Source organism: Streptomyces sp. NBC_01497, assembly GCF_036250695.1.
Taxonomy (GTDB): domain Bacteria; phylum Actinomycetota; class Actinomycetes; order Streptomycetales; family Streptomycetaceae; genus Streptomyces.
Genome location: NZ_CP109427.1, coordinates 323,953 through 350,581, shown reverse-complemented (window position 1 = coordinate 350,581; position 26,629 = coordinate 323,953). Strand labels below are relative to the sequence as shown.

Annotated in this window: 24 protein-coding genes and 1 pseudogene; 19 read left to right on the top strand and 6 right to left on the bottom strand. The window is 70.4% G+C overall.

Features of this window, described 5'->3' with window-relative positions; all coding sequences use genetic code 11:
• Nucleotides 1–43: 43 nt before the first annotated feature.
• Both OG310_RS01635 and OG310_RS01630 read left to right on the top strand, forming a co-directional pair.
• Nucleotides 44–415: pseudogene (locus OG310_RS01635) on the top strand (NAD-dependent epimerase/dehydratase family protein); the annotation flags it as partial.
• A gap of 320 nt (nucleotides 416–735) precedes the next feature.
• Nucleotides 736–1,545, top strand: a complete 810-nt coding sequence (locus OG310_RS01630; RefSeq protein WP_329454058.1) for a trypsin-like serine peptidase — start codon at nucleotides 736–738, stop codon at nucleotides 1,543–1,545.
• A 263-nt stretch (nucleotides 1,546–1,808) separates the two neighbouring features.
• Here OG310_RS01630 and OG310_RS01625 read toward each other — a convergent pair whose 3' ends face one another.
• A complete protein-coding gene (locus OG310_RS01625; RefSeq protein ID WP_329454057.1) occupies nucleotides 1,809–2,054 on the bottom strand; it encodes a hypothetical protein in 246 nt (81 codons plus the stop codon).
• Nucleotides 2,055–2,288: 234 nt separating this feature from the next.
• On the opposite strand from OG310_RS01625, the gene OG310_RS01620 reads away from it, so the two are divergent.
• Together OG310_RS01620 and OG310_RS01615 are read left to right on the top strand one after the other, a co-directional pair.
• Nucleotides 2,289–3,263, top strand: a complete 975-nt coding sequence (locus OG310_RS01620; protein WP_329454056.1) for a magnesium transporter CorA family protein — start codon at nucleotides 2,289–2,291, stop codon at nucleotides 3,261–3,263.
• A gap of 763 nt (nucleotides 3,264–4,026) precedes the next feature.
• Entirely contained in the window at nucleotides 4,027–4,680 is a 654-nt protein-coding gene (locus OG310_RS01615; protein ID WP_329454055.1) for a response regulator transcription factor, read from the top strand.
• Nucleotides 4,681–4,696: 16 nt separating this feature from the next.
• On the opposite strand, the gene OG310_RS01610 is transcribed toward OG310_RS01615, so the two are convergent.
• Together OG310_RS01610 and OG310_RS01605 are read right to left on the bottom strand one after the other, a co-directional pair.
• A complete protein-coding gene (locus tag OG310_RS01610) occupies nucleotides 4,697–5,800 on the bottom strand; it encodes a DMT family transporter (RefSeq protein WP_329454054.1) in 1,104 nt (367 codons plus the stop codon).
• A gap of 78 nt (nucleotides 5,801–5,878) precedes the next feature.
• On the bottom strand, nucleotides 5,879–6,607 hold the full coding sequence (locus tag OG310_RS01605) for a sulfotransferase family protein (protein ID WP_329454053.1): 729 nt from the start codon (nucleotides 6,605–6,607) through the stop codon (nucleotides 5,879–5,881).
• A 432-nt stretch (nucleotides 6,608–7,039) separates the two neighbouring features.
• On the opposite strand from OG310_RS01605, the gene OG310_RS01600 reads away from it, so the two are divergent.
• The 15 genes from OG310_RS01600 (at nucleotide 7,040) to OG310_RS01530 (ending at nucleotide 23,720) form a co-directional block, all read left to right on the top strand.
• Nucleotides 7,040–7,762 carry a hypothetical protein gene (locus OG310_RS01600; protein WP_329454052.1) on the top strand — a complete coding sequence of 241 codons (723 nt, stop codon included), beginning with the start codon at nucleotides 7,040–7,042 and terminating at the stop codon, nucleotides 7,760–7,762.
• Entirely contained in the window at nucleotides 7,752–8,789 is a 1,038-nt protein-coding gene (locus OG310_RS01595; RefSeq protein WP_329454051.1) for a BtrH N-terminal domain-containing protein, read from the top strand. Before OG310_RS01600 ends, OG310_RS01595 begins: the two co-directional genes overlap by 11 nt.
• 58 nt (nucleotides 8,790–8,847) lie before the next feature.
• Entirely contained in the window at nucleotides 8,848–10,182 is a 1,335-nt protein-coding gene (locus tag OG310_RS01590; protein ID WP_329454050.1) for a DegT/DnrJ/EryC1/StrS family aminotransferase, read from the top strand.
• On the top strand, nucleotides 10,179–11,081 hold the full coding sequence (locus OG310_RS01585; protein WP_329454049.1) for a transketolase: 903 nt from the start codon (nucleotides 10,179–10,181) through the stop codon (nucleotides 11,079–11,081). Before OG310_RS01590 ends, OG310_RS01585 begins: the two co-directional genes overlap by 4 nt.
• The gene (locus tag OG310_RS01580; protein ID WP_329454048.1) at nucleotides 11,078–12,172 is read left to right on the top strand and encodes a transketolase family protein; all 1,095 of its coding nucleotides are present in this window, start codon (nucleotides 11,078–11,080) and stop codon (nucleotides 12,170–12,172) included. Before OG310_RS01585 ends, OG310_RS01580 begins: the two co-directional genes overlap by 4 nt.
• A gap of 157 nt (nucleotides 12,173–12,329) precedes the next feature.
• A complete protein-coding gene (locus OG310_RS01575; RefSeq protein WP_329454047.1) occupies nucleotides 12,330–12,506 on the top strand; it encodes a lysine biosynthesis protein LysW in 177 nt (58 codons plus the stop codon).
• Nucleotides 12,507–12,510: 4 nt separating this feature from the next.
• Nucleotides 12,511–13,377 (top strand): RimK family alpha-L-glutamate ligase, encoded by an 867-nt coding sequence (locus OG310_RS01570; protein WP_329454046.1) that lies wholly within the window; start codon nucleotides 12,511–12,513, stop codon nucleotides 13,375–13,377.
• Complete coding sequence (argC, locus tag OG310_RS01565; protein ID WP_329454045.1) at nucleotides 13,374–14,399, top strand: N-acetyl-gamma-glutamyl-phosphate reductase; 1,026 nt, start codon at nucleotides 13,374–13,376, stop codon at nucleotides 14,397–14,399. Before OG310_RS01570 ends, argC begins: the two co-directional genes overlap by 4 nt.
• Before the next feature lie 94 nt (nucleotides 14,400–14,493).
• The gene (locus tag OG310_RS01560) at nucleotides 14,494–15,531 is read left to right on the top strand and encodes a [LysW]-aminoadipate kinase (RefSeq protein ID WP_329454044.1); all 1,038 of its coding nucleotides are present in this window, start codon (nucleotides 14,494–14,496) and stop codon (nucleotides 15,529–15,531) included.
• A complete protein-coding gene (locus OG310_RS01555) occupies nucleotides 15,528–16,697 on the top strand; it encodes a M20/M25/M40 family metallo-hydrolase (protein WP_329454043.1) in 1,170 nt (389 codons plus the stop codon). Before OG310_RS01560 ends, OG310_RS01555 begins: the two co-directional genes overlap by 4 nt.
• On the top strand, nucleotides 16,687–17,265 hold the full coding sequence (gene cysC / locus OG310_RS01550) for an adenylyl-sulfate kinase (RefSeq protein ID WP_329454042.1): 579 nt from the start codon (nucleotides 16,687–16,689) through the stop codon (nucleotides 17,263–17,265). Before OG310_RS01555 ends, cysC begins: the two co-directional genes overlap by 11 nt.
• Nucleotides 17,262–18,227 (top strand): sulfate adenylyltransferase subunit CysD, encoded by a 966-nt coding sequence (gene cysD / locus OG310_RS01545; RefSeq protein ID WP_329454041.1) that lies wholly within the window; start codon nucleotides 17,262–17,264, stop codon nucleotides 18,225–18,227. The genes cysC and cysD overlap by 4 nt, the downstream gene beginning before the upstream one ends.
• A 195-nt stretch (nucleotides 18,228–18,422) precedes the next feature.
• On the top strand, nucleotides 18,423–19,697 hold the full coding sequence (locus OG310_RS01540; protein WP_329454040.1) for a sulfate adenylyltransferase subunit 1: 1,275 nt from the start codon (nucleotides 18,423–18,425) through the stop codon (nucleotides 19,695–19,697).
• 687 nt (nucleotides 19,698–20,384) lie between these two features.
• Nucleotides 20,385–23,552, top strand: a complete 3,168-nt coding sequence (locus OG310_RS01535) for a discoidin domain-containing protein (protein WP_329454039.1) — start codon at nucleotides 20,385–20,387, stop codon at nucleotides 23,550–23,552.
• Nucleotides 23,553–23,555: 3 nt separating this feature from the next.
• Complete coding sequence (locus tag OG310_RS01530; RefSeq protein ID WP_329454038.1) at nucleotides 23,556–23,720, top strand: hypothetical protein; 165 nt, start codon at nucleotides 23,556–23,558, stop codon at nucleotides 23,718–23,720.
• Nucleotides 23,721–23,915: 195 nt separating this feature from the next.
• Here the strand turns inward: OG310_RS01530 and OG310_RS01525 are convergent, their stop codons facing one another.
• Genes OG310_RS01525 through OG310_RS01515 form a run of 3 tightly spaced genes read right to left on the bottom strand, consistent with a single transcriptional unit; the run spans nucleotide 23,916 to nucleotide 26,475 of the window.
• Complete coding sequence (locus OG310_RS01525) at nucleotides 23,916–25,247, bottom strand: ABC transporter permease (RefSeq protein WP_329454037.1); 1,332 nt, start codon at nucleotides 25,245–25,247, stop codon at nucleotides 23,916–23,918.
• Nucleotides 25,244–25,945, bottom strand: a complete 702-nt coding sequence (locus tag OG310_RS01520; RefSeq protein ID WP_329454036.1) for an ABC transporter ATP-binding protein — start codon at nucleotides 25,943–25,945, stop codon at nucleotides 25,244–25,246. Before OG310_RS01520 ends, OG310_RS01525 begins: the two co-directional genes overlap by 4 nt.
• Nucleotides 25,942–26,475: a PadR family transcriptional regulator gene (locus tag OG310_RS01515; RefSeq protein WP_329454035.1), complete on the bottom strand. Its 534-nt coding sequence runs from the start codon at nucleotides 26,473–26,475 to the stop codon at nucleotides 25,942–25,944. The genes OG310_RS01520 and OG310_RS01515 overlap by 4 nt, the downstream gene beginning before the upstream one ends.
• Nucleotides 26,476–26,629: the final 154 nt, after the last annotated feature.

The following is a 26,629-nucleotide window of genomic DNA, read 5'->3' as shown; positions in this document are numbered from 1 at the left end:
CCATCCATCACTTGCCCCTTTCCGGGCGAAGGAGGTCACGCTCATGCGTGCATTTGTCACTGGAGCGACCGGCTGGATCGGATCCGCCGTTGTCGACGAACTCATCTCGACGGGCCACCACGTCGTCGGCCTGGCCCGATCCGACCGGGCCGAGCAGGCTCTCGTGGCCAAGGGCGCCGGCGTCGTCCGCGGTGACCTGGACGATCTCGCCTCGCTGCAACGAGGCGCCGCCCAGGCGGACGCGGTCATCCACCTGGCCAACAAGCACGACTGGGGCAACCCCGCGGAGTCCGACCGCTGCGAACGCGCCGCGGTCCAGACCCTCGGCGACGCCCTGGCCGGGACCGACCGCCCGTTCGTTGTCGCCGCGCCTCTCTCCGGTCTGGTCGAGGGCCGGCCCGCCACGCCGGTTGATCACCGACGCTGCTCGTAGCAGGAGTGATGGCAACAGGACGCCTGTTGATTCCGCTTCGCCCAGGTTGTGGGAGCTGGTCTGGGCAGTAGACCCAACACCCCTGTTCCGCCGACGGATCGGGGGGTAGCGTTCCGCATCGTGCTGGGAACCGGCGGCACTCCGGTCCGGGCCGATGTCATGTGCGGAGCCGTGGGCCTGCGGGGTCAGGGGACGATCGTCCACTGATCGGCGTCCGCTGATCCGCTGACCAGCACATCCGGTGTCTTATATCCACATAGCCAGCCGACTCCAGCCGGCCGTTCGAGTGAAGGGTCCCACACATGATCAGATTCTCCCGAGCCCGGGTGGCCACGGTGCTCGCGACGGCACTGGTGGCGATGGGGATCATGTCCGCCACACCCGCGCTGGCCGACCCGCCCGCGCCGCCCGGGACTCCTACGGCCACCGCGTTCGACGGTACGTCCACCGTGGGCCCCCTGTTCCGCGACGGGCTCGACCAGCACCACGAGTGCACCGCCAGCGTGGTGGCGAGCCCCCACCACGACCTCCTCCTGACCGCCGCGCACTGCGTCTCGGGAACGGCTGCCGGCTGGGAGTTCGCCCCCGGCTATCGCAACGGCCGCACCCCGTACGGTGTATGGACCGTGACTCACGCCTACGTCGACCCACGGTGGAGCAGCGGTCAGGACCCGCGGTACGACTACGCCATCCTGCAAGTCGCCGACCGGTCGGTCGGCCACCGCAAGACCGCGATCCAGGACGTGACGGGCGCCAACGTCCTCGGTCCCGCGCCCCGCGCGGGTCAGGCCATCACGGACGTCGCCTACAACGCCGGCATCGACGACCTGCCGATCCGCTGCTCGGTCACGGTCGCCTACACGGACGGATTCCCCGGATTCGACTGCCACGGCTACGTGGGCGGCAGCAGCGGCAGCCCGTGGCTGTCCGAGCTGCCCGGCACCCATCTGACCGAGGTGAGCGGCATCATCGGGGGCCTGCACCAGGGCGGTTGCTACGAGTACGCCTCGTACTCCTCGCCGCTCACCTGGCAGGCGGACACACTGATCCTTCGTGCGACCTTGGGGCAGCACCCCGATGTCGTACCGGCCGCCGGAAGCGACGGCTGCTGACGTTGCCCGTCCCCGTGCCCACACCTCGCCGGGGTGGGCACGGGGACGGGCGCGGGGGTCAGGGGCCTTCACCCAGGCGTGTGTTCATGGCACCCCGCACGTTCGTCGGCCGCATGGCCTGCCGGGTCAACCGGCTCGCCAGGTGAGTGACGGACTGCGGATGAGGGCGCTGGTCAGGCCGGGGCAGGCGGTGGCACTGACAGCGGCCCGAGAAAACGGGACCCCCGCGCCGGAAGGCACGGTGAGCGGCCCGCACCCTTGCCTCAGCACGGTCCCTTCAGCCGGTGCGGTGCGGTGCGGTGCGGTGCGGTGAGGCTGCCGGGTGATGCCGCGTCCGTCGGCTCGGGGCCCTGCTCCGCTGCCCGAAGCCAGCGTCGGTCAGGCGTCGCGCAGGCGTGAAGCGCCGTCAGGTCGTTCCACGCGATGAGCTCGAACCCGACCTCCTCAAGGGTCTCGCGCAGGCGCTCCGGGGTCACCAGGTGACTCAGTTCGGCGCGCTCCGCCCACATGACGGGGAAGTGGAGTGGCTGGACCGGACCGGCCGTCACATCCCACCGGGCCGGCCGCCCGCCCGGGGCCAGGACCCGCCAGGCCTCGGCGTGCATTGCTTCGCCCCCGGCGCGGTACCGGACCGGTCGTTCGTCCGGCCGGAAGGGTGAAGGGTGTCGCGTCCGGCGTCCGTGGAACAACGGCGGCGAGCCGACCGCGGGTGGGAGCGGCGCGGACGGCTACCCTCGGCGTCCATGGTGCGCACCCGCCTCTACCGCAACGGCACTCTGATCTCCGAGAATTTCCCCGTCCAGGACGTCTCCGAGTACCTCCGCGATCCGGCCTCGGTCATCTGGCTCGACCTCTATGAGCCCGAGCATGACGAATTCGCGGTGATCGGTGAAGAGTGTGGTCTGCACGAGCTCGCGGTGGAGCACGCCCTGCACCAGGGCCAGCGCCCGAAGATCGATCATTACCGCACGCACATCTACCTGAACGCCTACGCGACGAGTGTCGGCGAGGACGGCGACGCGCTGTCCGTCAGCGAAATCGCGGCGTTCGTCACCAACCAGGCGCTGATCACCGTCCGTAAGAGTCCCGGGATCGACATCGACGAGGTGATGGCCCGCTGGGACGGCTCCCCGGAACTGGCCTCCGAGGGCGTCGGGTTCTTGCTTCACGGCCTGTTGGACCTTCTCGTCGACGGGCACTTCCGTGCCGTCCAAGCGCTCGACGACTCCATCGAGAAGCTGGAGGACCTGGTGTTCGCCGAGGGGCGGGAACAGGTTCTCGCCGTTCAGCGGCAGGTACTCGTCCTGCGCAGGTCACTCGTCGACCTGCGGCGGACGGTGCTGCCGATGCGGGAGGTCGTCAACACCCTGATGCGCCCTGGCCTCCGACTCGTCACCGTGCCGCTCGCGCCCTATTACCAGGAGGTCTATGACCACGTGCTGCGGGCCACCGAATGGACCGAGTCATTGCGCGACCTGATGAACTCGGTCGTGGAGACGAACCTGGCCGTCCAGGCCAACCGGGTGAACACCATCATGAAGAAGGTGACCAGCTGGGCGGCGATCATCGCCGTGCCCACCGCGGTGACCGGATTCTACGGGCAGAACGTCCCGTACCCGGGCTTCGCTCACGAGTGGGGGTTCGCCGTCTCCAGCGGCGTCATCGTGTTGCTGGCACTGGCGCTGTACCTCGTTTTCAGCCGCAAGGACTGGATCTGACGCCGTTCCCCGGAGCGCGGGGGGCAAAGCGCCCCCTCCGGTGTACGTGGAGTGGGGGCATGCTGCGTCCCGGGGCCACGCCTTCCGTAGGGGGCCGCAGGTGCCGAGGTCGCGGACCCGGGAGGCGCCCATGGACGGATCAGCGATTCGGGGGCGGTGGGTCAGTCGTCGCCACGCGCCTTCGGGTCAGTGCTGCAGCAGGTGACCGCATCATCGATCACCTCGGCCCATCGCTCGCGCTCCTGCCTCGCCGGCGGTTCCCGCAAGGACAGCGTGGCCATCCGGACAGCACCCGGGTGCACCCCCGGGTCGACCGCACCCCCCGAGCAGCCCTCTCTCCCGTCCCTCTCCCCGGGGTCTCGTCGTCCGTCGTCGTCCGAAGGTCAAATCCCGGGAAACAGAGGTTCGTTGGCATGGATGGGGCGCTTGGGGGCGTGGAGAGGGGGAAGCAGAGTTGGGTCAGCGACCCAGCATGCCGGGGGTGATAGAGAACCTCCGCCGCGCGAGCGGCGGACTCGGCCCGGAGCAATGGACGAGCGCGGCATTCTTCACTCGATGCGCGGTGTTCTGTTTTGCGGTGCACTTTTGGCCGGCCTGTCGCTCCACCCCAAGGTCGGCCTGAAGGTGTTTCCGGAGTGCTGAATGTGCCCGGTCTCCGTTCCGGCCGTGGCGCGAGAGTCATACGCTCACCGGCGGCGCCCGTGCCGAGTGGCCGTCCGCCGTCAACACCGACCGCTCATCCGTGCAGACGTGGAGATTGACGATGCGTGTCCTTGTGTGTGACTCCGTTCCTGTTGTCCGGGACGGACTGAAGACTTTATTCGAATCCGTGGCCGACGTGACGGACGTGGCGGTCACCGGCAGCGCGGTGGAAGGGCTGATCATGGCCCGGAGGACCGATCCCGATGTGGTGATAACAGACCTTCATCCGGACGGCATGGACGGAATGGAATTCATCCATCGGCTGCTCCATGAGGATTCCCGTGAGGCGCAGTCGAAGATCGTCGTGTTCACCAGCGACATAACGGACCGGACGGTCGAGACGCTGCTGAAGGCCGGCGTGCGCACCCTCATAGAGAAGGAGACCCGGCCGGAGCAGGTCCTGATGGCCGTCAGGGCGGCCGCACGGGGTGAGGTGACGCTCGCGCCGAGTGTGACGGGCCGGCTCGTCGGGTGGTTTCGCAGCCAGGACTTCGGCCCCGACCCGGAACCCGATCCGCAGGTCGAGTCGCTGACCCCGCGCGAGCGGGAGGTGCTGCTGCTGGTGGGCGAGGGCAGGTCGGTCGAGGAGATCGCCACGTATCTCGTGATCGGCGTGGCGACCGTACGGACCCACATCTACCGCTTACGGCACAAGCTGGGTGTGCGCGACCGGGCTCAGCTCGTCTCGTTCGTCTTCAGCTCCGGCCTGCTCTGACGTTGCTGCCGGCCGCTCATCGCGTCGCCTCGTCCGGCGTGTCCCTCCGGCGCGCACCGGCTGTCGCGCCGGACGCGCGGGCATCATCGGACTTGCCGGTGCTTCCTCCGGTTTCCGCGTCGCCGGACCTTCCTCCGGCCCCCCTGTCCGCCTTGCCGGTCGCGTCGGTCCCGCCGGGCCCGCCTCCTGAGGCGGGCGGTGCGGAATCGACGGTCTGCGGGTCCTTCCCGGACGACGCGCCGGGGACCTCCACCAGGAACATCGCCGCCACGACCAGTGCGCCTCCCACGAGGGTGGCGATCGTCAGGCGCTCGCCGCCGACCAGGACGGCGAAGACCCCCGCGAAGACCGGTTCCATGGTCAGCACCACCGCCGCCTGTGTGGGTGTCATGTGCGTCTGGGCCCACGTCTGCACCATGTAGGCGAAGGCGGAGGCCAGCAGTGCGGTGACGAGGACACCCGTCCACGCACTCCAGTTCTCCGGCGGCCGCAGCCCGGAGGGCCCCTGGACGAGCCCACCGAGAACGCTCATCAGACAGGCCGTCCCGAGCTGTACGACGGTCAGTGCGTAGGCGTCACGCCCCGGCGACCAGCGTCCGAGGGCCAGCAGGTGCAGCGCGAAGCAGACGGCGCACAGCAGGGTGAGCACCTCACCGGCGCCGAACGCCACGCCGGTGATGGTGATCAGGCCGAGGCCGACAGCGGCGGTCACAACGGCCGCCCATGCCGGCGGCGAGAGCCGTTCGCGCAGCAGGAGCAGCGCGAGCACCGGTGTGAAGACGACGAAGAGACCGGTCAGGAACCCGCTGATGGCGGCCGAGGTGTGCTGCAGCCCGAAGGTCTGCAGGATGTACGAGGCGCCCAGCAGCAGTCCCGCGCCCGCCCCCGGGCCCAGCGTGTCGCGCCGGATGCGCAGGACGGCGGCCGGCCGCAGCGCGGCCATCGCCACCGCGGCGATCCCGAACCGCCATGCCAGGAAGCCCCATACGGACATGTGCGCGGTGGCGTCCTTGACGACCAGGAACGTGGCGCCCCAGATCGCGGTGACGGTCAGCAGACCGAGCACGGCGGCCAACCGCAGGTTGCCGCGTGTCGGACGTGGCCAGGGGCGTGCGTTCATCACAGTCCTTCCGTTCGCCGGGCGGCCACCGGACCCGCCGGGCGCGGGGGCCACGGGCGGTCGCCGGGTGCGTGCGGGTCACGCGTGGACGGGCAACCGGTGCCGGTACAGATCGTCGTAGTACGGCTTCTGCCTGCGGTGGTGCTCCGCGAGCACGGGATGGTTGTCCACCGTGAACTCGTAAGTGCGCTCCGTGCGGGTGAATCCGCCGCTCCTGCCGGCGTCCGCATGCCACTTTGAGGCCTTCTGCCATTCCTCGCGCATGCCGCTCGCCCAGGTCAGGGTGTCGGCCCGGAAGGGCAGCCCCACGCTCTCGCAGTAGAGCCGCACGGTGGCCGCCGGGTCGTCGAGCAGATCGTCGGAGTCCACCACCGCGGGCGTGGTCCCGGTTGCCGTGCGGACGGCCTCGAACAACTCGTGCAGCCTGCCGAAGCCGATGCCGTCGGCGGTGACCTCCGGATCGAGCGCGTAGTGCGAGGCGATGACCTCGTCCGGCCTGCGGATGATGAAGGTGTGCCGGACCTCCGCGAGGAAGCGCGGGTCCGCGAGCACCCCGGGGAAGCGGAAGTCCGTCGTGTCCTTGAAGAAGACGGGGGCCGTGAGCGCCAGTTCGCGAATCGCCTCGATGAGATCGGGCTCCGTGGTCACCGTGCGTCCCGCCACCTCCGTGGAGCCGAAGTCCGATCGGTGGGAGAACGGCTCGTGGAGCGTCGTGAGATCACCGCGCTCCATCATCATGCGGAGAAAAGCCGTGGAGCGTGAACGTGGCGCGCTCCACAGGGCGATGACGCGTGGCCGCGTGGTCACGCCCGTGGTCTCCGTATCCGAATTCTCGCTCACCATAACCGCCTTCGCTCGAATCTCTGGAATCGCTTGAATTCTCCGTTTCCGTTTTCCTGGACGGTACACCCGGGGCGGGGCCCTGCGTCGCGGCGAACCGACCTTCCTGGACGCGCCGTTGCTCCCGGGGTAATCGTGGTGATGACATCGCGAACTGCGGCATTCCTCATTTCATGCCGTATGTCGGCCTCCGGTTCCGGGCGCGGCCATACAGGCGACTACGCGAAAATCATCGCGATGATGCCCGGATTACGGCGCGTGGATGAGAAATCGGCTCGCACGTGTAAGCGTGTGACGGAGGACGCACGCGTTCCCCGGTGTTTGTCTTGATGGAGAAGCCCGATGGAGAAGGAATCCCCATCGCAGCCCTGTTGCAGGTGGGAGACCAGGGGAGTGATCGTGACCGACCTATTCGCATCCATCACCGCCACGGGCCCCGTCGACACGGGGAGCGCCTCCGGTACGGCCGGGGGGAGCGCGCCGTGCCGAACCGTGGACCTGGCGCCGTACGTCAACAACATCGGCGTCTCCACGGCGGACGACACCTCCCGCGGATCGTTCAACGTCTGGGGCAACTCGTTCCCGGCGGAGTTCCTGCCCGGCGGCCCCGCGGGGCGTGAGCCGGTGAGTGTCGGCGGTGTCCCGTACGTGTTCCCGAGGATCGCGGCAGGCGACGACAACGTGCGCTGTGACGGGCAGTTCGTGCCGGTCCCGCCCGGTCGCTACGACTGGCTGCATGTGCTCGCGGCGTCCGAGAGGCGCGCCGAGGACGTCGTGGAGATGCACTTCGAGGACGGCGGCGTCGACGCCGAGTGGCTGCGTGTCTCCGACTTCTGGGTGGCGCCGGCATGGTTCGGCGAGACGGAGGCCTACCGGACGCCGGTGATGCACTATCCGCACCACGTCCAGCGACACGTACAGGCCGCGATGTGGTCGCAGCGGATCCCGGTGACGCGCCGCTCGGTCCTGACGGGATTCCGGCTGCCCCCCAACGCGGCCGTCCACGTCTTCGCCGCCACATTGCAGGAGTCGGCGACACCGCCGCAGCGGCCCGTCGTACGGGATGGGTCCGTCGCCCCGCACACGTCCACCGAGAACCCGGAGGCCGGCCATGACCAGTGAACCGCTCGCTCCCGCACGGACCGAGACGCCCCTGCTCTGGTACCGGGACCCCGTCAGCTGCCTCCAGTCCACGTTCGCCTCCGTGCTGGCCCACACGGGTACCGAGCCGCTGCCCGCGCTCGGCGCGGGCTGGGAGTTCCGTCACGTCCCGGGTGACGTACGGTCGGAGGAGTTCTACTACCCGTGCAGGTACCGGGGAGACCTCGGCCGCAGCCTGTTCCCCCACCACGACGTGACGTCCTCCTGGTGGCGCCCCGAAAACCAGGACGATCCACTGCGTGAGATCCGGGAGTCGCTGGCGGAACGCCGACTCGTCATCGCCGCCGTGGACAACTACTACCTCCCCTTCCGGCCGGCCTTCGGCGACGTGCACGCCGCGCATCTGCTCGTCGTGTACGGCCTCGACGAACGCAGGGGCCTGGTCCACGTGTCCGACGCGATGCCCCCGGCGTTCCAGGGGCCGCTCCCGGTCGACGACTTCCTGCGCAGCTGGGGGTCGGCGAACCCGCAGGACCATCAGGACGCCTTCTTCAGCGACTCGGAGATCAGCCGGCGGTGCCTCGCCGTCTCGGCGGGAGAGGCCCAGGCGGTTCCCGACCCCGGCCGCCTCGCCGGCTGGCTGCGCGCGAACCTGGAGCAGTTCGAGGAGCCGGGGGAGGGGGAGGGGTACGCCGGGCTGGCCGGACTCGACCGCTACGCAAGGGAGTTGGCAGCCGGCGCACGGGCCGGCGAGACCCGCCCGCTGCAGGAGCTCTACCCGTTCGGCTGGGGCATGCAGGCGCAAGCGGCACTCCACGGCGAACTCCTGCGAGAGCGGGGGACCGCCTGGCGGCTGCCGGCACTCGCCGGAGCCGGCCGTGCCGTGGAGAGCGTCGCGCACGCGTGGACCCCGCTGCGGATCACCGGGGCACATTCCCTGGACGACCCGGCCGGAGCGGCGGCAGACCTGCGCCGGCACGCGGAGGTGCTGCGGTGGCGCTACACCGACGCGATCGAGGCCGTCCGACGCGCCGTCGGGGCGTTGTGACCGGGGCGTTGTGACCGTACCGGCGGCGCGGGAGTCCCTCGCCGCCAGAGAGGACGACATGAACAAGCTCGCAGTACTCGGCGGTACACCCGCCGTGGCGAAGACCGAACGCCACGTGGAGTGGCCGGTGATCGAGGACGAGGACCGCAAGGCGGTGCTCGACGCCCTGGACGGCGGACGGTTCGTGTCCGACGCGGACGGCGAGACACCGGTCAGTTCGCTGGAGCGGCAGTGGGCCGAACGGTTCGGCTTCGGCCACTGCGTGGCTGTCGCGAACGGTACCGCGGCGCTCTCGCTCGCGCTGTCCGCGCTCGGCGTGGGACCCGGCAGTGAAGTGATCGTGCCGGCACTGACGTTCATCGCGACCGGGCTCGCCCCGCTGCACAACATGGCCGTGCCCGTCTTCGCCGACGTCGACCCCGTCACCTTCAACCTGGACCCGGCGGACGTCGAGCGCCGCATCACTTCGAGGACCCGCGCGATCATCCCCGTTCACCTGCACGGCGCGCCGGCGGACATGGACCGCATCAACGACATCGCCCGCCGCCACGGCATCGCGGTGGTCGAGGACGCCGCACAGGCACCGGGAGCGACCCACCACGGCAGCCCGGTGGGCGGCCTCGGGGACATGGGCGCCTTCAGCCTCCAGGTCACCAAGAACATCCCGACCTGCGGCGAGGGCGGGCTGCTGGTGACCAACGACGACACGCTTGCCGAATCGGCCCGCCGCGCCCGCCAGTTCGGCGAGGTGATGGAGAGCGGCAAGGAGCGCGACTACGTCTCCCACCAACTCGGCTGGAACCAGAAGATGAACGGTATCCAGGCCGCCTTCGCCACCGCGCAGCTGAGCCGCTTCGAGGAGTATGAGCAGGCACGCCAGACCAACATCGGCCGGTTCCTCGGCCGTCTGCGCGACCTGCCCGGCCTCACCGTGCCACGGCCACTGGCCGGCACCACCCACGTGTGGCACATCCTGCGCTTCCGGTTCGACCCGGCAGCCGCCGGTCTTCACGGCGTCACCCCGGAACGTTTCAGGGACGCGCTGCGCCGGGTGCTGCGCGCGGAGGGCGTGCCGATGTCCCGGTACCAGCTGATGCCGCTGCCCGACCAGACGGTCTTCCGCGAGCGCGCCGGCTTCGGTCGCGGCTACCCCTGGGCGGCGCTGGACGCGGGCGAGGAACGGCCGCCCGCCGGCTCGTACGGCTCGCAGCACTCGGTCCACTCGCACGCGCAGTACCCCGTGAGCCACGAGGTCGTACGGGATTCCCTGACCATCCAGAAACGCCACCTCAACCCCGGCAGCGGCGCGCTCCTGGACCGGTACGCGGACGCGTTCGAGAAGACCTGGCAGCACCTGGACACCGTGGGCAGCTTCGCGGGGGTGACGGCATGACGACGACCCTGCCCCGGGCACGGCGGACGACGGACCTGGACGCCCTGCGGGAGAGGGCCACCCGCATCAGGGAACACGTCGCGGACATGTGCGCGGGACCCGAGGGCGGACACCTCGGCGGCGCGTACTCCGCGACGGAGATCATGACCGCCCTGTACTTCGACGTGATGAACGTGTACCCGGACCGGCCCGACGCGCCCGAGCGCGACCGCTTCGTCCTCAGCAAGGGACACGCGGCCGTCGGGCTGTACGCGACGCTCGCCGAGCGCGGTTACTTCCCCGTCGGTGAGCTGGACACCTACGCGCGCCCCGGAAGCCGGCTGCTCGGCCACCCGGTACGGGCGGTGGAGGGAGTCGAGGCGGCCACCGGATCACTCGGTCACGGACTCGCGCTGGGCTGCGGCTTCGCGCTGGGGACCCGGCTGGAGGGCAGGGACAGCAGGACGTTCGTGCTCATGGGCGACGGCGAACTCCAGGAGGGCTCGGTCTGGGAGGCAGCCATCGGCGCCGCGTCACTGGGCCTCGACCGGCTGGTCGCGGTGGTGGACCGCAACAGCCTGCAGCTGACGGGGCCCACGGACGGGATCGCCGCGATGGAACCGCTCGCGGACCGCTGGCGCAGCTTCGGCTGGGCGGTGCGCGAGTTCGACGGCCACGACCTGGGCGAGCTGACCGAGGCACTCGGCAGTGCGCCGTGGGAGCCGGGCCGGCCCAGCGTCGTCATCGCGAGGACCACCAAGGGACACGGCCTGCCGTTCCTGGAGGGCCGCCCGGCCTGCCACTACGTGACCTTCTCCGAACGCAACCTCGCCAAGGCGCGCGCTGTGCTGCGCCGTTCCGGGGAGGGCGTCAGGAGCACGGAAGAGGACCGAACGACCGGAAAGGAGGACGAGAAATGACCACGACCACCGAGCGCGACACGCATACCGCGGGCGACGCCGACACCGGCCGCGCGCGGAGCACACAGAGCACGAGGAGGACCGGCCGGGCGGCCGGACGCGGGCTCGCCGCGCATCAGGAGCGCGAGGCCGGGGCTCCCGGGGTGACCCGCGAGGCCTACCGCGACCGTCTGATGGAGCTGCTTCCCGACGACCCGCGGCTGATGTGCCTGGACACCGACACCGGGCTGTTCGGCCCGCGCCACACCGAGGCGGCCGGTGAGCGCTACGTCAACCTCGGCATCGCCGAGCACAACCTGATGGGCATCGCCGCGGGACTCGCATCCCTCGGCCGGATGCCGTTCGTCAACACGATGGCCGGATTCGCGAGCGCGCGGGCGCTGGAGGCCGTGAAGGTCGACATCGCCTACCCGGAGCTGCCGGTACGGATCATGGCCACACACGGCGGGCTCGCGGCCGGCCATCTCGGCCCCACGCACCAGGCGTTGGAAGACCTGACCGTCATGCGGGCGCTGCCCACCATGACCGTCGTCGTCCCCGCCGACGCGGCCGCCACCGCCGGGGTGGTCGAGCAGAGCCGCGACCTGCCGGGCCCGATGTACGTGCGGCTCGGCCGCAAGGCGACACCGGCCGTCCCCTGCGACGAGCCCGCGGTCATCGGCCGCGCCCAACTGCTGCGCCCCGGAACGGACGTCGTGCTCGTGGGCTGCGGACCCCATCCCGTGACGGCCTGCACCGAGGCCGCGGAGCTGCTGGCCGCACGCGGAGTCTCCGCGTGCGTGCTGAACATGCACACCCTGCGGCCGCTCGACACCGAGACGCTGCTCGGCGCGAGCGCGGACGCTTCCCTGGTGGTCACGGTGGAGGAGCACTGGCGCAGCGGCGGCCTCGGCGGCGCCGTGTGCGAGGCGCTGGCCGAGACACGCCCGACGCGGGTGCTGCGCATCGGGATGCCGGACCGGTTCAGCGACACCGCCGGCAGCCAGCAGTACCTGCTCGACCGCTACGGGATCACCGCGGAGCGGACCGCGGCGACCGTCATGGAAGCGCTCGAAGGACCGGCGGCCGGCCGGGCACCCGCCGGGACGTGAGAGACCGGCACCACCGGTCCCGCGCACGCCACCGTCCGCAACGCCCACGGGGAAGCCCCGGGGAGCCCCCTCCACCGCCCACGACGGCGGTACCACTCACCGCACCATTCACGCGCAGGACAACACAGCACCGACCAACCCAACGGAAGGACATCTCATGACGACCGCGACCCAGACCTGCCCCGAGTGCGACGGCCCGCTCAAGGTCGACGATTCCGTCTCCGCGAGCGAGGTCATCGAGTGCCCCGAGTGCCGTAGCGAACTGGAGGTCGTCACCACGCGGCCCCTGCTGCTCGCCGTGGCCCCCGAGGTCGAAGAGGACTGGGGAGAGTAACGACGTGAGGCCCACCCCAGCGCCCCGGACGGCGTTGCTGGCCTCCCGGGTCCGCTTCGAGGAGAAGCGGATCCTGGAGGCCCTGGACCGCCGGGGAATCCCTCGTACACTCATCGACGCGCGGACGGTGCACCAGCACCTGGACGACGGCCGCCCGCCGTGGGACCTGGTGCTCAACCGGGAGATCTCCGCGACCCGCGCGCTCTACGCGGCCCTGACCTTCGAAGCCATGGGCGTTCCCGTCCTCGACTCGGCCGCCGCCGTGGAGACCTGCGGCGACAAGTGGCGTACGTCGCTCGCGTTGCGCGCGGCCGGCATACCCACCCCGCCCGCCGCCCTCGCCCTGACCGCGGAGGCCGGCGAGGAGGCGGCGGAGCGGCTCGGCTACCCGGTGGTGCTCAAGCCCCTGGTCGGCTCGTGGGGCCGGCGCGTGGCGCTCCTGCCCGACGCGGCAGCGCTGCGCACGGTGCTGGAGTACTGCGACGCGCTGCCCTCGCCCCAGGCCAAGCTGGTCTACCTGCAGAGCTACGTGGACAAGCCGGACCGGGACATCCGGGTGATCGTCGTCGGAGGCACCCCCATCGGCGCCGTCTACCGCAGGTCGGACGAATGGCGCACCAACGTGGCGCGCGGCAGCACAACGGAACCATGCGAGCTGACCCCGGACATCGCCGCACCCGCCGCGGCCGCCGCGAAGGAGACCGGCGCGCAGATCGCCGGCGTCGACCTCGTCGAGGACCGCGACGGCCGCCCGTACGTGCTGGAGGTCAATCACGGAGTCGAGTTCAAGGGCTTCCAGCACGCGCACGGTGACCGGACCGACGTGGCCCAGGAGATCGTCGACCGACTCGTGCTGGAGGTGAACACATGATCAGGGCAGCGGTGTTCGGCGCGGCCGGCTATATCGGCGGCGAGCTGCTGCGGCTGCTCCTCGGCCACCCGGAAACAGAGGTGGCGGCCGCGGTGTCCTCGCGCTTCCCGGGCAAACGCGTTGACAGTGTGCATCCCAATCTCCGCTCGGTCACCGACCTCACCTTCTGCGACGCCGAGCGGGCGGCCGACTGCGACGTGGTCCTCCTGGCCACACCGCACCGCTCCACGATGGAACTGGTGCGCACCTGGGCCGGGCGCGCGGACACCTTGATCGACCTGTCGGGCGACTTCCGGCTGCGCGACGGCGACGTCTACGAGCGTCACTACGGTCTCGCCCACGAGGCGCCCGGCCTGCTCGACGACTTCGTCCCCGGCATCCCCGAGCTGCACCGGGAGCGGCTGCGCACCGCGCGCATGATCAGCGTCCCCGGCTGCATGGCCAACGCCGCGATCCTCGCACTGCACCCGCTCGCCCAGGCGAAACTGGCCGAGTCGTCCGTACTGGTGGACGGCCGTACCGGATCCAGCGGGTCCGGCACCGGCGCCGGGAACGCCAATCTCCACGCCGAACGCAGCGGCGCCATGCGGCTGTTCGCGCCGCTGACGCATCGTCATGAGGCAGAGGTGACTCAGCACACGGGTCTTGACGCCCATATGACGGCGACCGGAGTGGAGGCGGTGCGGGGCGTGCAGGTCCTGTGCCACACCACCCTCCGCGAGGGCACCGAGGAGAAGGCGGTACGGGCCGCGTACCGCGAGGCGTACGCCGACGAGCCGTTCGTACGGCTGGTGGCCCACAAGCGGGGCACCTATCGCTATCCGGAACCCAAGATCCTGCTCGGTTCCAACTTCTGCGACGTCGGGCACGCCTTCGACCCCGGCTCGGGCCGGCTGGTCGCCGCCGCCGCGCTGGACAACCTCGTCAAGGGCGGCGCGGGCAACGCCGTGCAGTGCCTCAACCTGCGGATGGGCTGGCCCGAGAACCACGGGCTTGGCTTCCCGGGGCTGCACCCGGTGTGAGCCGGACCGCCCGGGCGGACACGGCGCCGTCCGGCGCGCACATCCGCCGGACACACCTTCCGAAGGACACAAGGACGTGAACTGGGAGAGGGACATGACCACGATCAGTGGCACGGACGTGCCGGGAACCACACACGGGAATCCGCGGGGTACGTGGCGGCACATCTCACCGGACGAACCGGAGAAGGAGCCCGAGGACGAGGAGGAGGCACAGGACAGGAGCGGCTCGGACGACGCGTCGAAGCTGCTCGTCGTCAAGTGCGGGGGCAACAGCGAAGTGGACGCCGACAGCGTGTGCGCGGACGTCGCCGAACTGGTCCGCGCCGGCCACCGCCTCGTGCTGGTGCACGGCGGCTCCGCCGAGATCGACCGGCTCGCCGACGAACTCGGCGTACCGCAGCGCCGCCTCGTCTCGCCGGACGGCGTCTCCACACGCCGGACCGACGATGCCACCCTGGAAGTGGTGACGCTCGCACTGGCCGGCTCGGTCAAACCCAGGCTCGTCAGCGAACTCATCCGCAACGGCGTCGAGGCGGTCGGCCTGACCGGCGTGGACGGCAGCCTGATACGCACCCGCCGCAGGACCGGGCAGAAGGCGGTGGTCGACGGCCGCACCGTGGTCGTGCGTGACGACCGCAGCGGGCGTATCCAGGCGGTACGCGGCGAACTCGTCTCGGCGCTGCTCACGCAGGGCTACGTGCCCGTCGTCTCACCCCCCGCGGTGGACGAACAGGGCGTGACCGTCAACGCCGACGCCGACCGGGTCGCCGCGGCGCTCGCCGCCGCTCTCGGCGCCGACCGGCTGGTGCTGCTCACCGGCGCCTCCGGTGTGCTCGCCGATCCGCACGACGAGGACAGCGTGCTGACCGACTACGACGTCAACGCGGCAGGCCGGCCGGGGAAGTTCGCCAAGGGCGGCATGGCGATCAAGCTCGTGGCGGCGCGCGAGGCACTGACCGGAGGAGTCGACGAGGTGACCGTGGCCGACGGCAGGGGCGAGCGGCCGGTCGGCGACGCGCTCGACGGAGCCGGTACGACGGTGCATCTCGCACCGGAACCGGGCTCCGACGGGCGCCCCGAACCGGCGCGGGAAACCCGTACCCGAGCGCACAGCGACGGGAGCAACCGATGACCACCGACATCTCCCCGTCCACGGAGCCGGCCCCGGCGCTCCTCGGCACGGACCCCGACGAGGCCGTGGACATGCTGCGGTCCATGCTGGACATCCCCTCGCCCTCCGGCGAGGAGCACAGGATCGCGCGCCATCTGACCGGCGTCATGACCGGACTCGGCCTCTGTGCCCGGATCGACGAAGCGGGCAACGCCATCGGCGAGACCCCCGCGCGCCCCGGACCGCACATCATGCTGCTCGGACACATGGACACCGTCCCCGGCGCGGTGCCCGTGCGCCGCGAGGGCGATCGCCTCTACGGGCGTGGCTCCGTGGACGCCAAGGGCCCCCTTGCCGCAATGATCCGCGCGGTCGCCGCACACCGCGACTTCCCCGGCCGCCTGACGGTCGTGGGAGTGGTCGAGGAGGAGACCCCGTGCTCCCGCGGAGCAGTGCACATCGGCCGTACGCTGCCGCGGCCCGACGCTCTCGTCGTCGGCGAACCCAGCGGCTGGCCCGGCATCGTCATCGGCTACAAGGGCAAACTCGACCTGGCCTACCGGGTCCACCGCCCGGCCACGCACCCCAGCAACCCCGTGGAGAAGGCGTCCGAATGCGCCGCCGCGCTCTGGCAGGACGTCCTGGAACTGCTCGGCCCCGACCAGGGCCACGGCTCGTTCTCGACGCCCGGCGCCACGCTCGTCGGCATGCGGGGCGACGCCGAGGACGCCGAACTGGACATCAGTGTCCGCACCCCCACCGGCTTCGACCAGGGCGCCTTCGTGGCCGCCCTGCGCGAGCGCGCCAGGGGCGGGGAACTGCAGGTCGTCAACGGCGTACGGGCGGTGCGGACGGATCGCAGGGGCCCGGTCGTCCGCGCCCTCAGCGCGGGCATCCGCTCGCTCGGCGGCACACCGCGTCCGGCTGTGAAGACGGCCACGTCCGACATGAACACACTTGCCGAGGCCTGGGACATCCCCATGGCGACCTACGGCCCCGGGGACAGCGCCCTGGACCACAGTGACAACGAGTACGCCCTCGTGAACGAGTACCTGCGCGGGATCGCCGTACTGACGAAGGCGCTGAGCGAACTGTCGGACCTGCCCGCAGGAGAAGGATCCGCCGTGGGCACAGAAGGACCGGGCGACGAAGAGGCGCCCACTGCCGGAGGCCGCCGTGAAGAATGACCAGGCGGTGACAGCACCCCCGTTCTGCACCTGCTGGCCCGGCGCGACCGTATGGCTCACCGGCCTGCCGAGCGCGGGAAAGAGCACCATCGCCCACGCACTGGCCGAGCGGCTCAGGCACGAAGGGCGTCGGGTGGAAGTACTCGACGGCGACGAGATCCGCCGGTTCCTGTCCGCCGGCCTCGGCTTCTCCCGCGAGGACCGCCATCTCAACGTCCAGCGCATCGGTCTGGTCGCGCAGACACTGGCACGCAACGGCGTGCTGGTACTCGTCCCGGTGATCGCGCCCTACGCGGACTCCCGGCAGGAGGTGCGTGGCCGCCACGAGACGACGGCGACCCCCTATCTGGAGGTGCATGTCGCCACCCCCGTCGAGGTCTGCTCACAGCGTGACGTGAAGGGCCTGTACGCCGGGCAGGCGGTCGGCCGGGTCACGGGCCTGACAGGAGTGGACGACCCCTACGAAGCACCCGAGGCACCCGACTTGCGGATCGAGACCCAGGCCGAGAATGCGGCCGACTCGGTCGACGCGCTGCACGAACTGCTGATACGGAAGGAGTTGGCATGACCACTGTCGAGGCCCGCCTCACCAGGGACGGCCGGCACGCCCAGGACGCCGAACGCACGGAAGACCCGTACGCGCTGTCGCACCTCGACGCGCTCGAATCGGAGGCGGTGCACATCTTCCGAGAGGTCGCCGGCGAGTTCGAACGGCCGGTGATCCTCTTCTCCGGCGGCAAGGACTCCATCGTCATGCTGCACCTCGCGCGCAAGGCGTTCGCGCCGGCCCCGCTGCCGTTCGGCCTGCTGCACGTCGACACCGGTCACAACTTCCCGGAGGTCCTCGACCACCGGGACCGCACGGTCGAGGAGTACGGTCTGCGGCTGCACGTCGCGTCCGTGCAGGACTACATCGATGACGGGCGGCTGCGCGAGCGCCCCGACGGAACGCGCAACCCCCTGCAGACCGTGCCCCTGCTGGACGCGATCAACGAGGGCCGCTTCGACGCGGTGTTCGGCGGCGGACGCAGGGACGAGGAGAAGGCGCGCGCCAAGGAGCGGATCTTCTCACTGCGCGACGAGTTCGGCGGCTGGGACCCCCGCCGCCAGCGTCCGGAGCTGTGGCAGCTCTACAACGGCCACCACGCGCCCGGCGAACACGTCCGTGTCTTCCCGCTGTCCAACTGGACGGAGCTGGACGTGTGGCAGTACATCGACCACCAGGACATCGACCTGCCGGCGATCTACTACGCCCACGACCGTGACGTCTTCCAACGGTCCGGCATGTGGCTGGCACCGGGGGACTGGGGCGGTCCCGAGGAGGACGAGACCGTCGAACAGCGGCAGGTCCGCTACCGGACCGTCGGGGACATGTCCTGCACCGGTGCCGTCGAATCGGAGGCCACCACCACGGAAGAGGTCATCGCGGAGGTCGCGGCATCGCGGCTGACGGAGCGCGGCGCGACCCGTGCGGACGACAAGCTGTCGGAGGCGGCCATGGAGGACCGCAAGCGCGAGGGCTACTTCTGACCCCGCGTACCCGAGCAGGCGTGACGTGGCGGGGTCCGCCTCGGGGCCCGCACGATCGGGGCTGCCTGGCCGGACGGCCCGGCCACCGCGCCGACGGCCCGCCTCGCACTGCTCCCCGCACGCCGTCCCCGGGCGCCCGGCCTGCGCCCGGTCGACCCTCCCAGCCACCCAACGACGAGGAGAGTGACATCCCCCATGACGACCACCGCCGCACCTCCCAGGGCGGCCTCACTGCTGCGCTTCGCCACGGCAGGATCCGTGGACGACGGCAAGTCGACCCTGGTCGGCCGTCTCCTGTACGACTCGAAGTCGGTCCTGTCCGACCAGTTGGAGGCCGTCGAGCACGTCTCCCGCGACCGGGGGCAGGACGCGCCCGACCTCGCGCTGCTCACCGACGGCCTGCGGGCCGAACGCGAGCAGGGCATCACCATCGACGTCGCCTACCGCTACTTCGCCACCGCCCGGCGCCGGTTCATCCTCGCCGACACCCCCGGACACGTGCAGTACACCCGGAACATGGTGACCGGCGCCTCCACGGCCGACCTCGCCGTCATCCTCGTCGACGCCCGGCACGGTGTCGTCGAGCAGACCCGCAGGCACGCCGCCATCGCCGCGCTGCTGCGCGTCCCGCGCGTGGTGCTCGCCGTGAACAAGATGGACCTGGTCGGCTACGCGGAGTCCGTCTTCGCCACGATCGCCCAGGAGTTCACGGCGTACACGGACTCCCTCGGAGTCGCGGAGGCCACCGCGATCCCCATCTCGGCGCTCGCAGGGGACAACGTGGTCGAGCCGTCCGCGCGCATGGACTGGTACAGCGGCCGCACCGTGCTGGAGCACCTGGAGACCGTGGAGGCGGGCGACGACCCGGCCCGCGCTCCCGGCCGTCTCCCGGTGCAGTACGTCATCCGGCCGCACACCGCCGAACGGCCCGACTACCGGGGCTACGCGGGCCGGGTCGCATCCGGTGTGCTGCACGTCGGCGACGAGGTCTCCGTGCTCCCCACGGGCCCGACCAGCACCATCAGCTCCATCGACGTGCTGGGCCGCGCGGTGGACACCGCCTGGGCGCCGCAGTCGGTCACCGTCTGCCTCGACGACGAACTGGACGTCTCACGGGGGGACGTGATCGCCCCGGTCGCGTCAGCTCCGCCGACCACGCGCCGCTTCGAGGCGACCGCCTGCCACCTGCACGGGCGTCCGCTCACCGTGGGGGCCCGGGTCCTGCTCAAACACGGCACCAGGACCGTGCGGGCCACCGTCGAGGCCATCCCGTACCGCGCCGACCTCACCAGGGGCCTGACGCGCCAGGACGACCCCGGCGAGCTGGTCGCGAACGACATCGGCACCGTCGTCCTGCGCACCTCGGAGCCGCTCCCGATGGACCGGTACGCCGACTCGCGTCTCACCGGCTCCTTCATCCTCATCGACCCGTCCGACGGCGACATCCTCACCGCGGGCATGAGCACGTGACGCCGGCCCCGGCGGGCACCGGGGAGGGCCGGAGTCCGGACCGCACACGCGGCCCCGGCTCCGGCCCTCCCCACGTCGGGATCCGCAGAGGCGGCCGCGTTTCGAGGGACGCCAGCCGGTGGACGGGGGTTCGACGGCGATCCCGGCCCCGATCGGGGCCGCGGTGCCGTCCGACACGGCGACGGGGGACCGTACGCCGATCCGACCGTACGCCGATCCGCGTAACTCCGGATCGGGGAAAACGCGTCGTTGACCAGCGACCGCGTGCGTGAGGTCGAGTCGGTGGGGCCGCCGAACCCCAGCCGCCACAGGGGTTGGACGATCAGTTCACCGCGGAGTGGGTGGATCGCGTGCGTTCGGGTCGTCCCCGAATGCATCGACGGACAGGGCGAACGTCACCTCGCCGTCGGGGCACGTGTGGATGGAGACGTCGGCCTGTCCGTGGTCGACAGTCATGAACTGGCGGGGCGAAGGGCATTGCCGACGACCCTCTGGGTGACCCCCGTGTCGAGCCCCTTGTCCCACCCGGCGATCCGAGGGCTCGGCTGGTGGCATGGGCGGTACCTCAACGCAAGTTCTTTCGTTCGTCTGCGTAATTTATTCTTTGCTTGATCCATGTATTGCGAGAATCGAGAGTGCTCAGTACGGTCGGGGCGCCGGTTCCCACGTTCCTCGAAGGAGCATCCGATGCGGGAGATCCTCAGATTTCCACGTGGCATGGACCACGCCCGACGACGGCTGGCGGTGATCGCCGCCACCGCGCTCGGCGCGCTGTGCGTGTCCGTCCTGCCGGCGGGCGCCTCGGCGCAGGCGGCACCGACCGGTGCGTCCCGGGCAGTCCGTACGGCGCCCGCTGCGAAGCCCGAGCCGGCCGCGAGCGCCGCGGTCGGTGCGACGACGCCGTTCTCCACCTACGAGGCCGAGGCGGGATCGGTGGGCGGGGGTGCCGCTGTCACGTCGTTGACGTCGGCGCCCACGACGCAGTACTCGAGTGCCGCCCTCGAAGCATCGGGTCACGGCTACGTACACCTGGGTGGCACGGGGCAGTCGGTGGGATGGACGAACGCCACCGGACAACCGATCAGCTTCCTCAACGTACGCGCCAGCATTCCGGATTCGGCGTCGGGAGGCGGTGTCACCGGGACGCTGGACCTGTACGTCAACGGAGTGTTCCGGCAGGCCCTGGACCTGAACTCGCGCCAGACCTGGGTGTACGAGGGCGGCGACAACTACAACACCAGTGACGACCAGAACCCGGGTGACGGCGATCCGAGGGTCTTCTGGGACGAGTCGCACACCTTCGTCGCCGGAGCGCCGATCCCGCCGGGGGCCACGTTCTCGCTGCGGAAGGACTCCTCCAACAGTGCGTCCTTCTACGACGTGGACGCGATCGACGTGGAGAACCCGCCCGCGCCGCAGACGCAGCCCGCGAATTCGATCTCGATCACCAGCTGCGGGGCGGTGGCGGACAACAATCCGACAAACGGAGCCGCGGACGCCCAGGCGGTGGACAGCCGGTCCGCGATCCAGAACTGCATCGACCAGGCCCAGTCGCAGGGCAAGGCCCTCTGGATCCCGCAGGGCACCTTCTATGTCAAGGGGACCGCGGGCCTGAACGCCCGAGGGATCACGATCGCGGGCGCGGGCATGTGGTACAGCACCATATACCGTGACGTGCCGGTACCCAACAGCACTCCGTTGGCGGCACTGTTCAGCGTGACCTCCTGCATCGTGGAGAACTTCCACATCGATGCCAGCGCGGTCAGCCGCAGCACTGTAGGGGGTGATGGTGGTGCCATGGACACCACCGGAACGAACTGGGTGGCCGACGGAATCTGGACCCAGCACACCATGTCCGGCTTCTGGGCCTCGGGCACCGGGGGCACCGTTCGCAACAGCCGCCTCACCGCGGTCTGGGCGGACGGCATCAACGTCAACAACGTATCCCTGGGGGCCGACACCGGGAACAACCTGACCGTCACCAACAACTTCGTCCGAGGGACGGGCGACGACGCCATCGCCATCAACTCGGTGGACTACAACACCAACAGCGACGGCTCCAAGACCAACTACCACCCGATGACCGGCATCACGGTGAGCCACAACACGTCGATCGCGCCGTGGGGCGGCAAGGGCGTCGGAATCTACGGCGGCAGTGGGCAACAGGTCACCGACAACTACATCAGCGACACCGCGCGCTACATCGGGCTGGGAGCCGGCCGGTTCGGGGTCAACGGCAGCGACCTCCTGTCGGCGACGGTGTCGGGCAACACCGTGGTCCGCGCCGGAGGCAACGCCTACAGCCAGGGCCAGCCCGCCCTCCACATCGGCAACGGCGGCGACGGCCAGAACACCGGCACGGTCGACAAGGTCACCGTTACGGGGAACACCGTCACCGACTCGCTTTACGACGGGATCGGCTTCTCCACCTCCACCGGCACCCAGCTGCGGGACAACACCGTCACCAACCCCGGCCGCAACGGCATCGCGATCGCGCCACCGTTCTATCCCGCGCCCACCGGCTCCGCCACGATCAGCGGCAACACCGTCACCGGGCTGCACTCCGGGGCCTCCGCGTTCGTCAACAACTCCAGCGGGTTCACCGCGACGCTGAGCGACAACAACTGGCCCCCGTCCGCTCCCGAGGGCCCCTACGGCGGAACGTCCCCCACGGTGCCGGGGACGGTACAGGCGGAGGACTACGACACCGGCGGCCAAGGTGCGGGCTACAGCGTCACCGCCGTCAACGGCAACGCCAACGGATACCGAGCCGACGGCGTCGACCTGGAAGCGACCTCGGACTCCGCGGGCGCCTACGACCTCGGCTGGACCGGAGACGGGCAGTGGTTCCGCTACACCGTGAACGTCGCCAGGGCCGGCACCTACACACTCGGCCTGCGCGTCGCAGCGCCTGCCGCTGTGACAGGCGCTCTGCACCTGTCCGACACCTCGGGCACCGACCTCACCGGGGCTGTCGACCTCCCGGCCACTGGCGACTGGCAGAACTGGACCACCGTCACCAGCCGCGTCACCCTCCCCGCCGGTCAACAGGTCCTGACTCTCAACGAGGACACCGGCGGCTACAACATCAACTACCTGGGCTTCACCGCGGCGAGCGGCTCGCAGTCGCCTACGCTGTCGGCTTCCCCGGCGGCACTGGCGTTCACCGGCCAGACGGTACACACCACCAGCGCCGCACAGACCGTCACGGTGACCAACTCCGGTACGGGAGCGGCCGCCGTGTCCGGCGTCTCCGCATCCGGTGACTTCGGGCAGTCCAACACCTGCGGTTCGTCCATCCCCGCCGGTTCGTCCTGCTCGGTCCGTGTCACCTTCACCCCGACCGGCTCGGGCACCCGTACCGGCGAGATCACGCTGAACAGCAACGCCTCGAACACCCCGACCCGCATCACCCTCACCGGCAATGGCACCGCCGCCACCGGCACCGATCTTGCGGCCGGCAAGGCCACCAGCGAGTCCAGTCACTCCGACGTCTACCCCTCGTCGAACGTGACCGACGGCAACCAGTCCACATACTGGGAGAGCGGCAACAACCAGCTACCGCAGTGGGTCCAGGTCGACCTCGGCTCCGCCCGCAGCGCGTCCCGTGTCGTCCTCCAGCTCCCCGCTGCGTGGGGCACCCGCGCCCAGACCGTGTCGGTGCTGGGCAGTACTGACGGCTCGGACTTCACCACGGTGAAGCCCTCCGCGACCTACACCTTCGCCCCCTCCAGCAACAACACCGTGACCATCGCCTTCCCCGCCACCACCCAGCGCTACTTCCGTCTGAACATCACAGCCAATACGGGCTGGCCGGCCGGACAGGTCTCGGAGTTCCAGATCTGGGACGTGTGATCCGTGCTCGGTGCCCTCGACGTCCAGCGGCAGCGCGGCCGGGACCTGACGCATCTGCCGCCGGGCGAGAGGCGGGACCTGCACGGGGAAGACTCCGAGCGGTACGCGGTACACGCGCCGCGGACGCTCCTGCCGTACCTGGGAGATGGCCAGGTGGCCCTCGGCTGATTCGGTCCGGCGTGGGGCGAGGCGGGCAGCGAGGGAGTGGTCGTGAAGCCGGCGGCAGGCTCGCATCGACCGCAAGAGAGCAGGTCGTCGAAATGAGGCGCATACAGAACTGCCGAGGGAGTCGTCGCCGGAGCGACCGGGCACAACGGACGCTCCGGCGACCCTTCTGCTGGGCCGCCACGCTTCAGCGGCTGGTCAGGTGTGCCTCAGCTCGGTCGGATCGGTCTCGCGGCGTAGCAGGGGCAGCGACGTGGCCGCGGCCAGCAGACAGGCGGTGAGCGACAGGGGCGGGACAGCCAGGGCCCAGTACGGCACGGTGAGTCCGTGTTCGGCGACCGACATGTACCAGATGCCGACGGCCAGCCCGGCGGCCCCAGAGAGAAGCAGGGCCGGTGCCAACGGCAGGGCGGTTTCGAGGAGCACTGCGCGGCTGAGAACCGTCCGCGGCACACCTGCGGCGACCTGTTGGGCCAGTGCCCCGCGCCGGGCCGCCAGTGACTCGGCGGCGCTCACGGCGACCGAGACGAGCACGATGAGGAGACCGGCCAGGACCGCCGCACCTGCCAGGTTGATCCCGCTGGTGTAGAAGTCAAGGTTGGTGTGGTCGTACTCGCTGTGGTTCAGCGTATCGAGCAGTGCCTCGCGCACGCCCGTCAAGCCGGTGGCCACCACCGTCACGAGCAGGACGGCCGCATGGGTGCGGGCCGCCGCCCAGGGATCGGCGCACAGCCGCTCGGCGGCGATCAGCAAGGCCGCACTCTCGGCGCGCGCCGCGTACCGGCGTCCCGTCAGCCGGGCCAGGCCACCGCTTACGCACACGGCCCCCGCGCCGACCAGGAGCAACGCGCCGAACAGGACCGGGGACACGAGCCCCGCAGGGCCGTACGCGAGCATGAGGATGGCACCGGTCACGGCTGCCGCGACGAGGATCGCGCCCAACATGAGGGCTCGACCCCCGCCCGGTCCGCGCGGCACCCGTCGCACCTCGCCGAGAGGTGAGGCGACCACCCGGCGCAGGGCGGTCAGGCTGACCACCACGCCTATGACCGGGACCGCGAGCATGACAGCAGTGATCACCCACCACAGCCGAGCCGGAGTCCGGCCCGTGCCAAGCACGCATTCGGCCACCACCACGGCGCCCAGGACCGAGCCCACCAGGCAGGCAAACCCGGACTCCAGCGCGGCGATCCACCGCACTCGCCCCGGAGCGGCGCCTGCCAGCCGCAGCCGCGCCATACGGTGATCGCGATGCACGGCACCCAGCCGTGCGCACTGCCCGAGAAAGCCGAGAGCCGGGATCAGTAAAAGCAGCAGCGCCAGGAGCACGCCGCGGCGCTCACCCGGATTGTCCAGCAGGCCGTGGGCGACCGGAAGGTTCGCGTATCCGCGTATGGACGCAACGGCTGCGGCCATTCCGCCGCAGGCGGCGAGGCCGGCCGCGCCCACGCCGGTGAGGCCGATCCGCCACCATTCACGTCGGTCAGAACCACTGGTGAGAAGCCAGGCCAGTCGCAGTTCCGCCCTCACGCGGACACCTCCAGTGCGGCGTTGCGGCCGTCTGCCAGCCGGATCTCACGGTCTGCGTACGCGGCGACCGTGGCGTCGTGCGTGACCAGAAGCACTGCTGCGTTCAGCTCCCGTGCAGCCGAGGTCAGCTCGGTCATCACCTGCTCACCCGCGAGCGAGTCGAGGGCGCCTGTCGGCTCGTCCGCGAAGACGACCTTCGGGCCGGTGACCAGCGCGCGGGCCAGCGCGACGCGCTGCGCTTGGCCGCCGCTGAGTTCACCGGGGCGTGCCTCGGCCCGGTCCAGCACCCCGAATCGCTCCAGCCACGTACGTGCCTGCTCCTGGGCGGCGCGACGGTCTGTTTTGTTGAGGATCAGCGGCAGGGAGACGTTGTCCATCGCGGTGAGTTCGGGGATCAACTGCCCGAACTGGAACAGCACCGCGAACTCGGTGCGTCGCAGCTCGCTCAGGCGCTTCTCCGGCACACGATCGAGGCGCTCTTCGCGGTATGTCACCGGCCCGCGATCGGGGCGGACAATCCCTGCCATGCAGTGCAGCAGGGTGGACTTGCCGCTACCGCTGGGGCCTGTCAGAGCGAGGATCTCTCCGGCGTGGAGGTCTGCCGACATGCCGCGCAGTGCGGGGGTCGAGCCGTAGGCCTTGTACAGTTCCCGGGCGGCGAGGAGCGGTTGCCCAGGTGCGGGCTCTGTGGCATTCACGTTGTTTCGACCTCCGCGGTCAGAGTGGCGAGCCGGTCGGCGGTGGTCGTCATCCAGCGCAGATCGGCGTTGAGGTGGGTGAGGGCGTAGTCCGCCGAGAGCACGGTGGCGAGATCGGCGCCTTTGGTGGATTTCACTGCCGTGAGCTCTCGCATCCGCTGCATGTGCGAGGCCCGCTGCGCCGCGAGATAGGCCGCCGGGTCACCGCGGGACAGGATCGCGACGATGACTTTCGTGAAGATCTCGTTCGCGACAAACGGTGCGGGCGGTGTGATGGACCCTGCCCAATCGGCGAGTTCACGCGCTCCGGCGTCCGTGCGACGGTACATCGTCCGCTCTGGACCACCGTCGGAACTCGTCTCCTCGATCTCGGCGAGTCCGTCCCGCACCAGCCGCTGCAGTGTCGTGTAGACCTGCCCGTAGGCAAGTGGCCTGGCCTGCGGGAAGCGTTCGTCATGCCGGCGCTTGAGGTCGTATCCATGCCTGGAGCCGGTGGCGAGCAAGCCAAGGACGATGTGACGGGTACTCATGGACAGCAGTATTCACCAAGTACATGTATTCAGTGAATAGTTGGGGACTTGCTAGGCGCTGAGTAATGTGATCTGGATCTCATCCTGAAGGGGGTGAGGTGGGACCTCGCCGGCACGCATGCCGCCGGCCGAGTTGACCGTCTGCCGCCTGCTC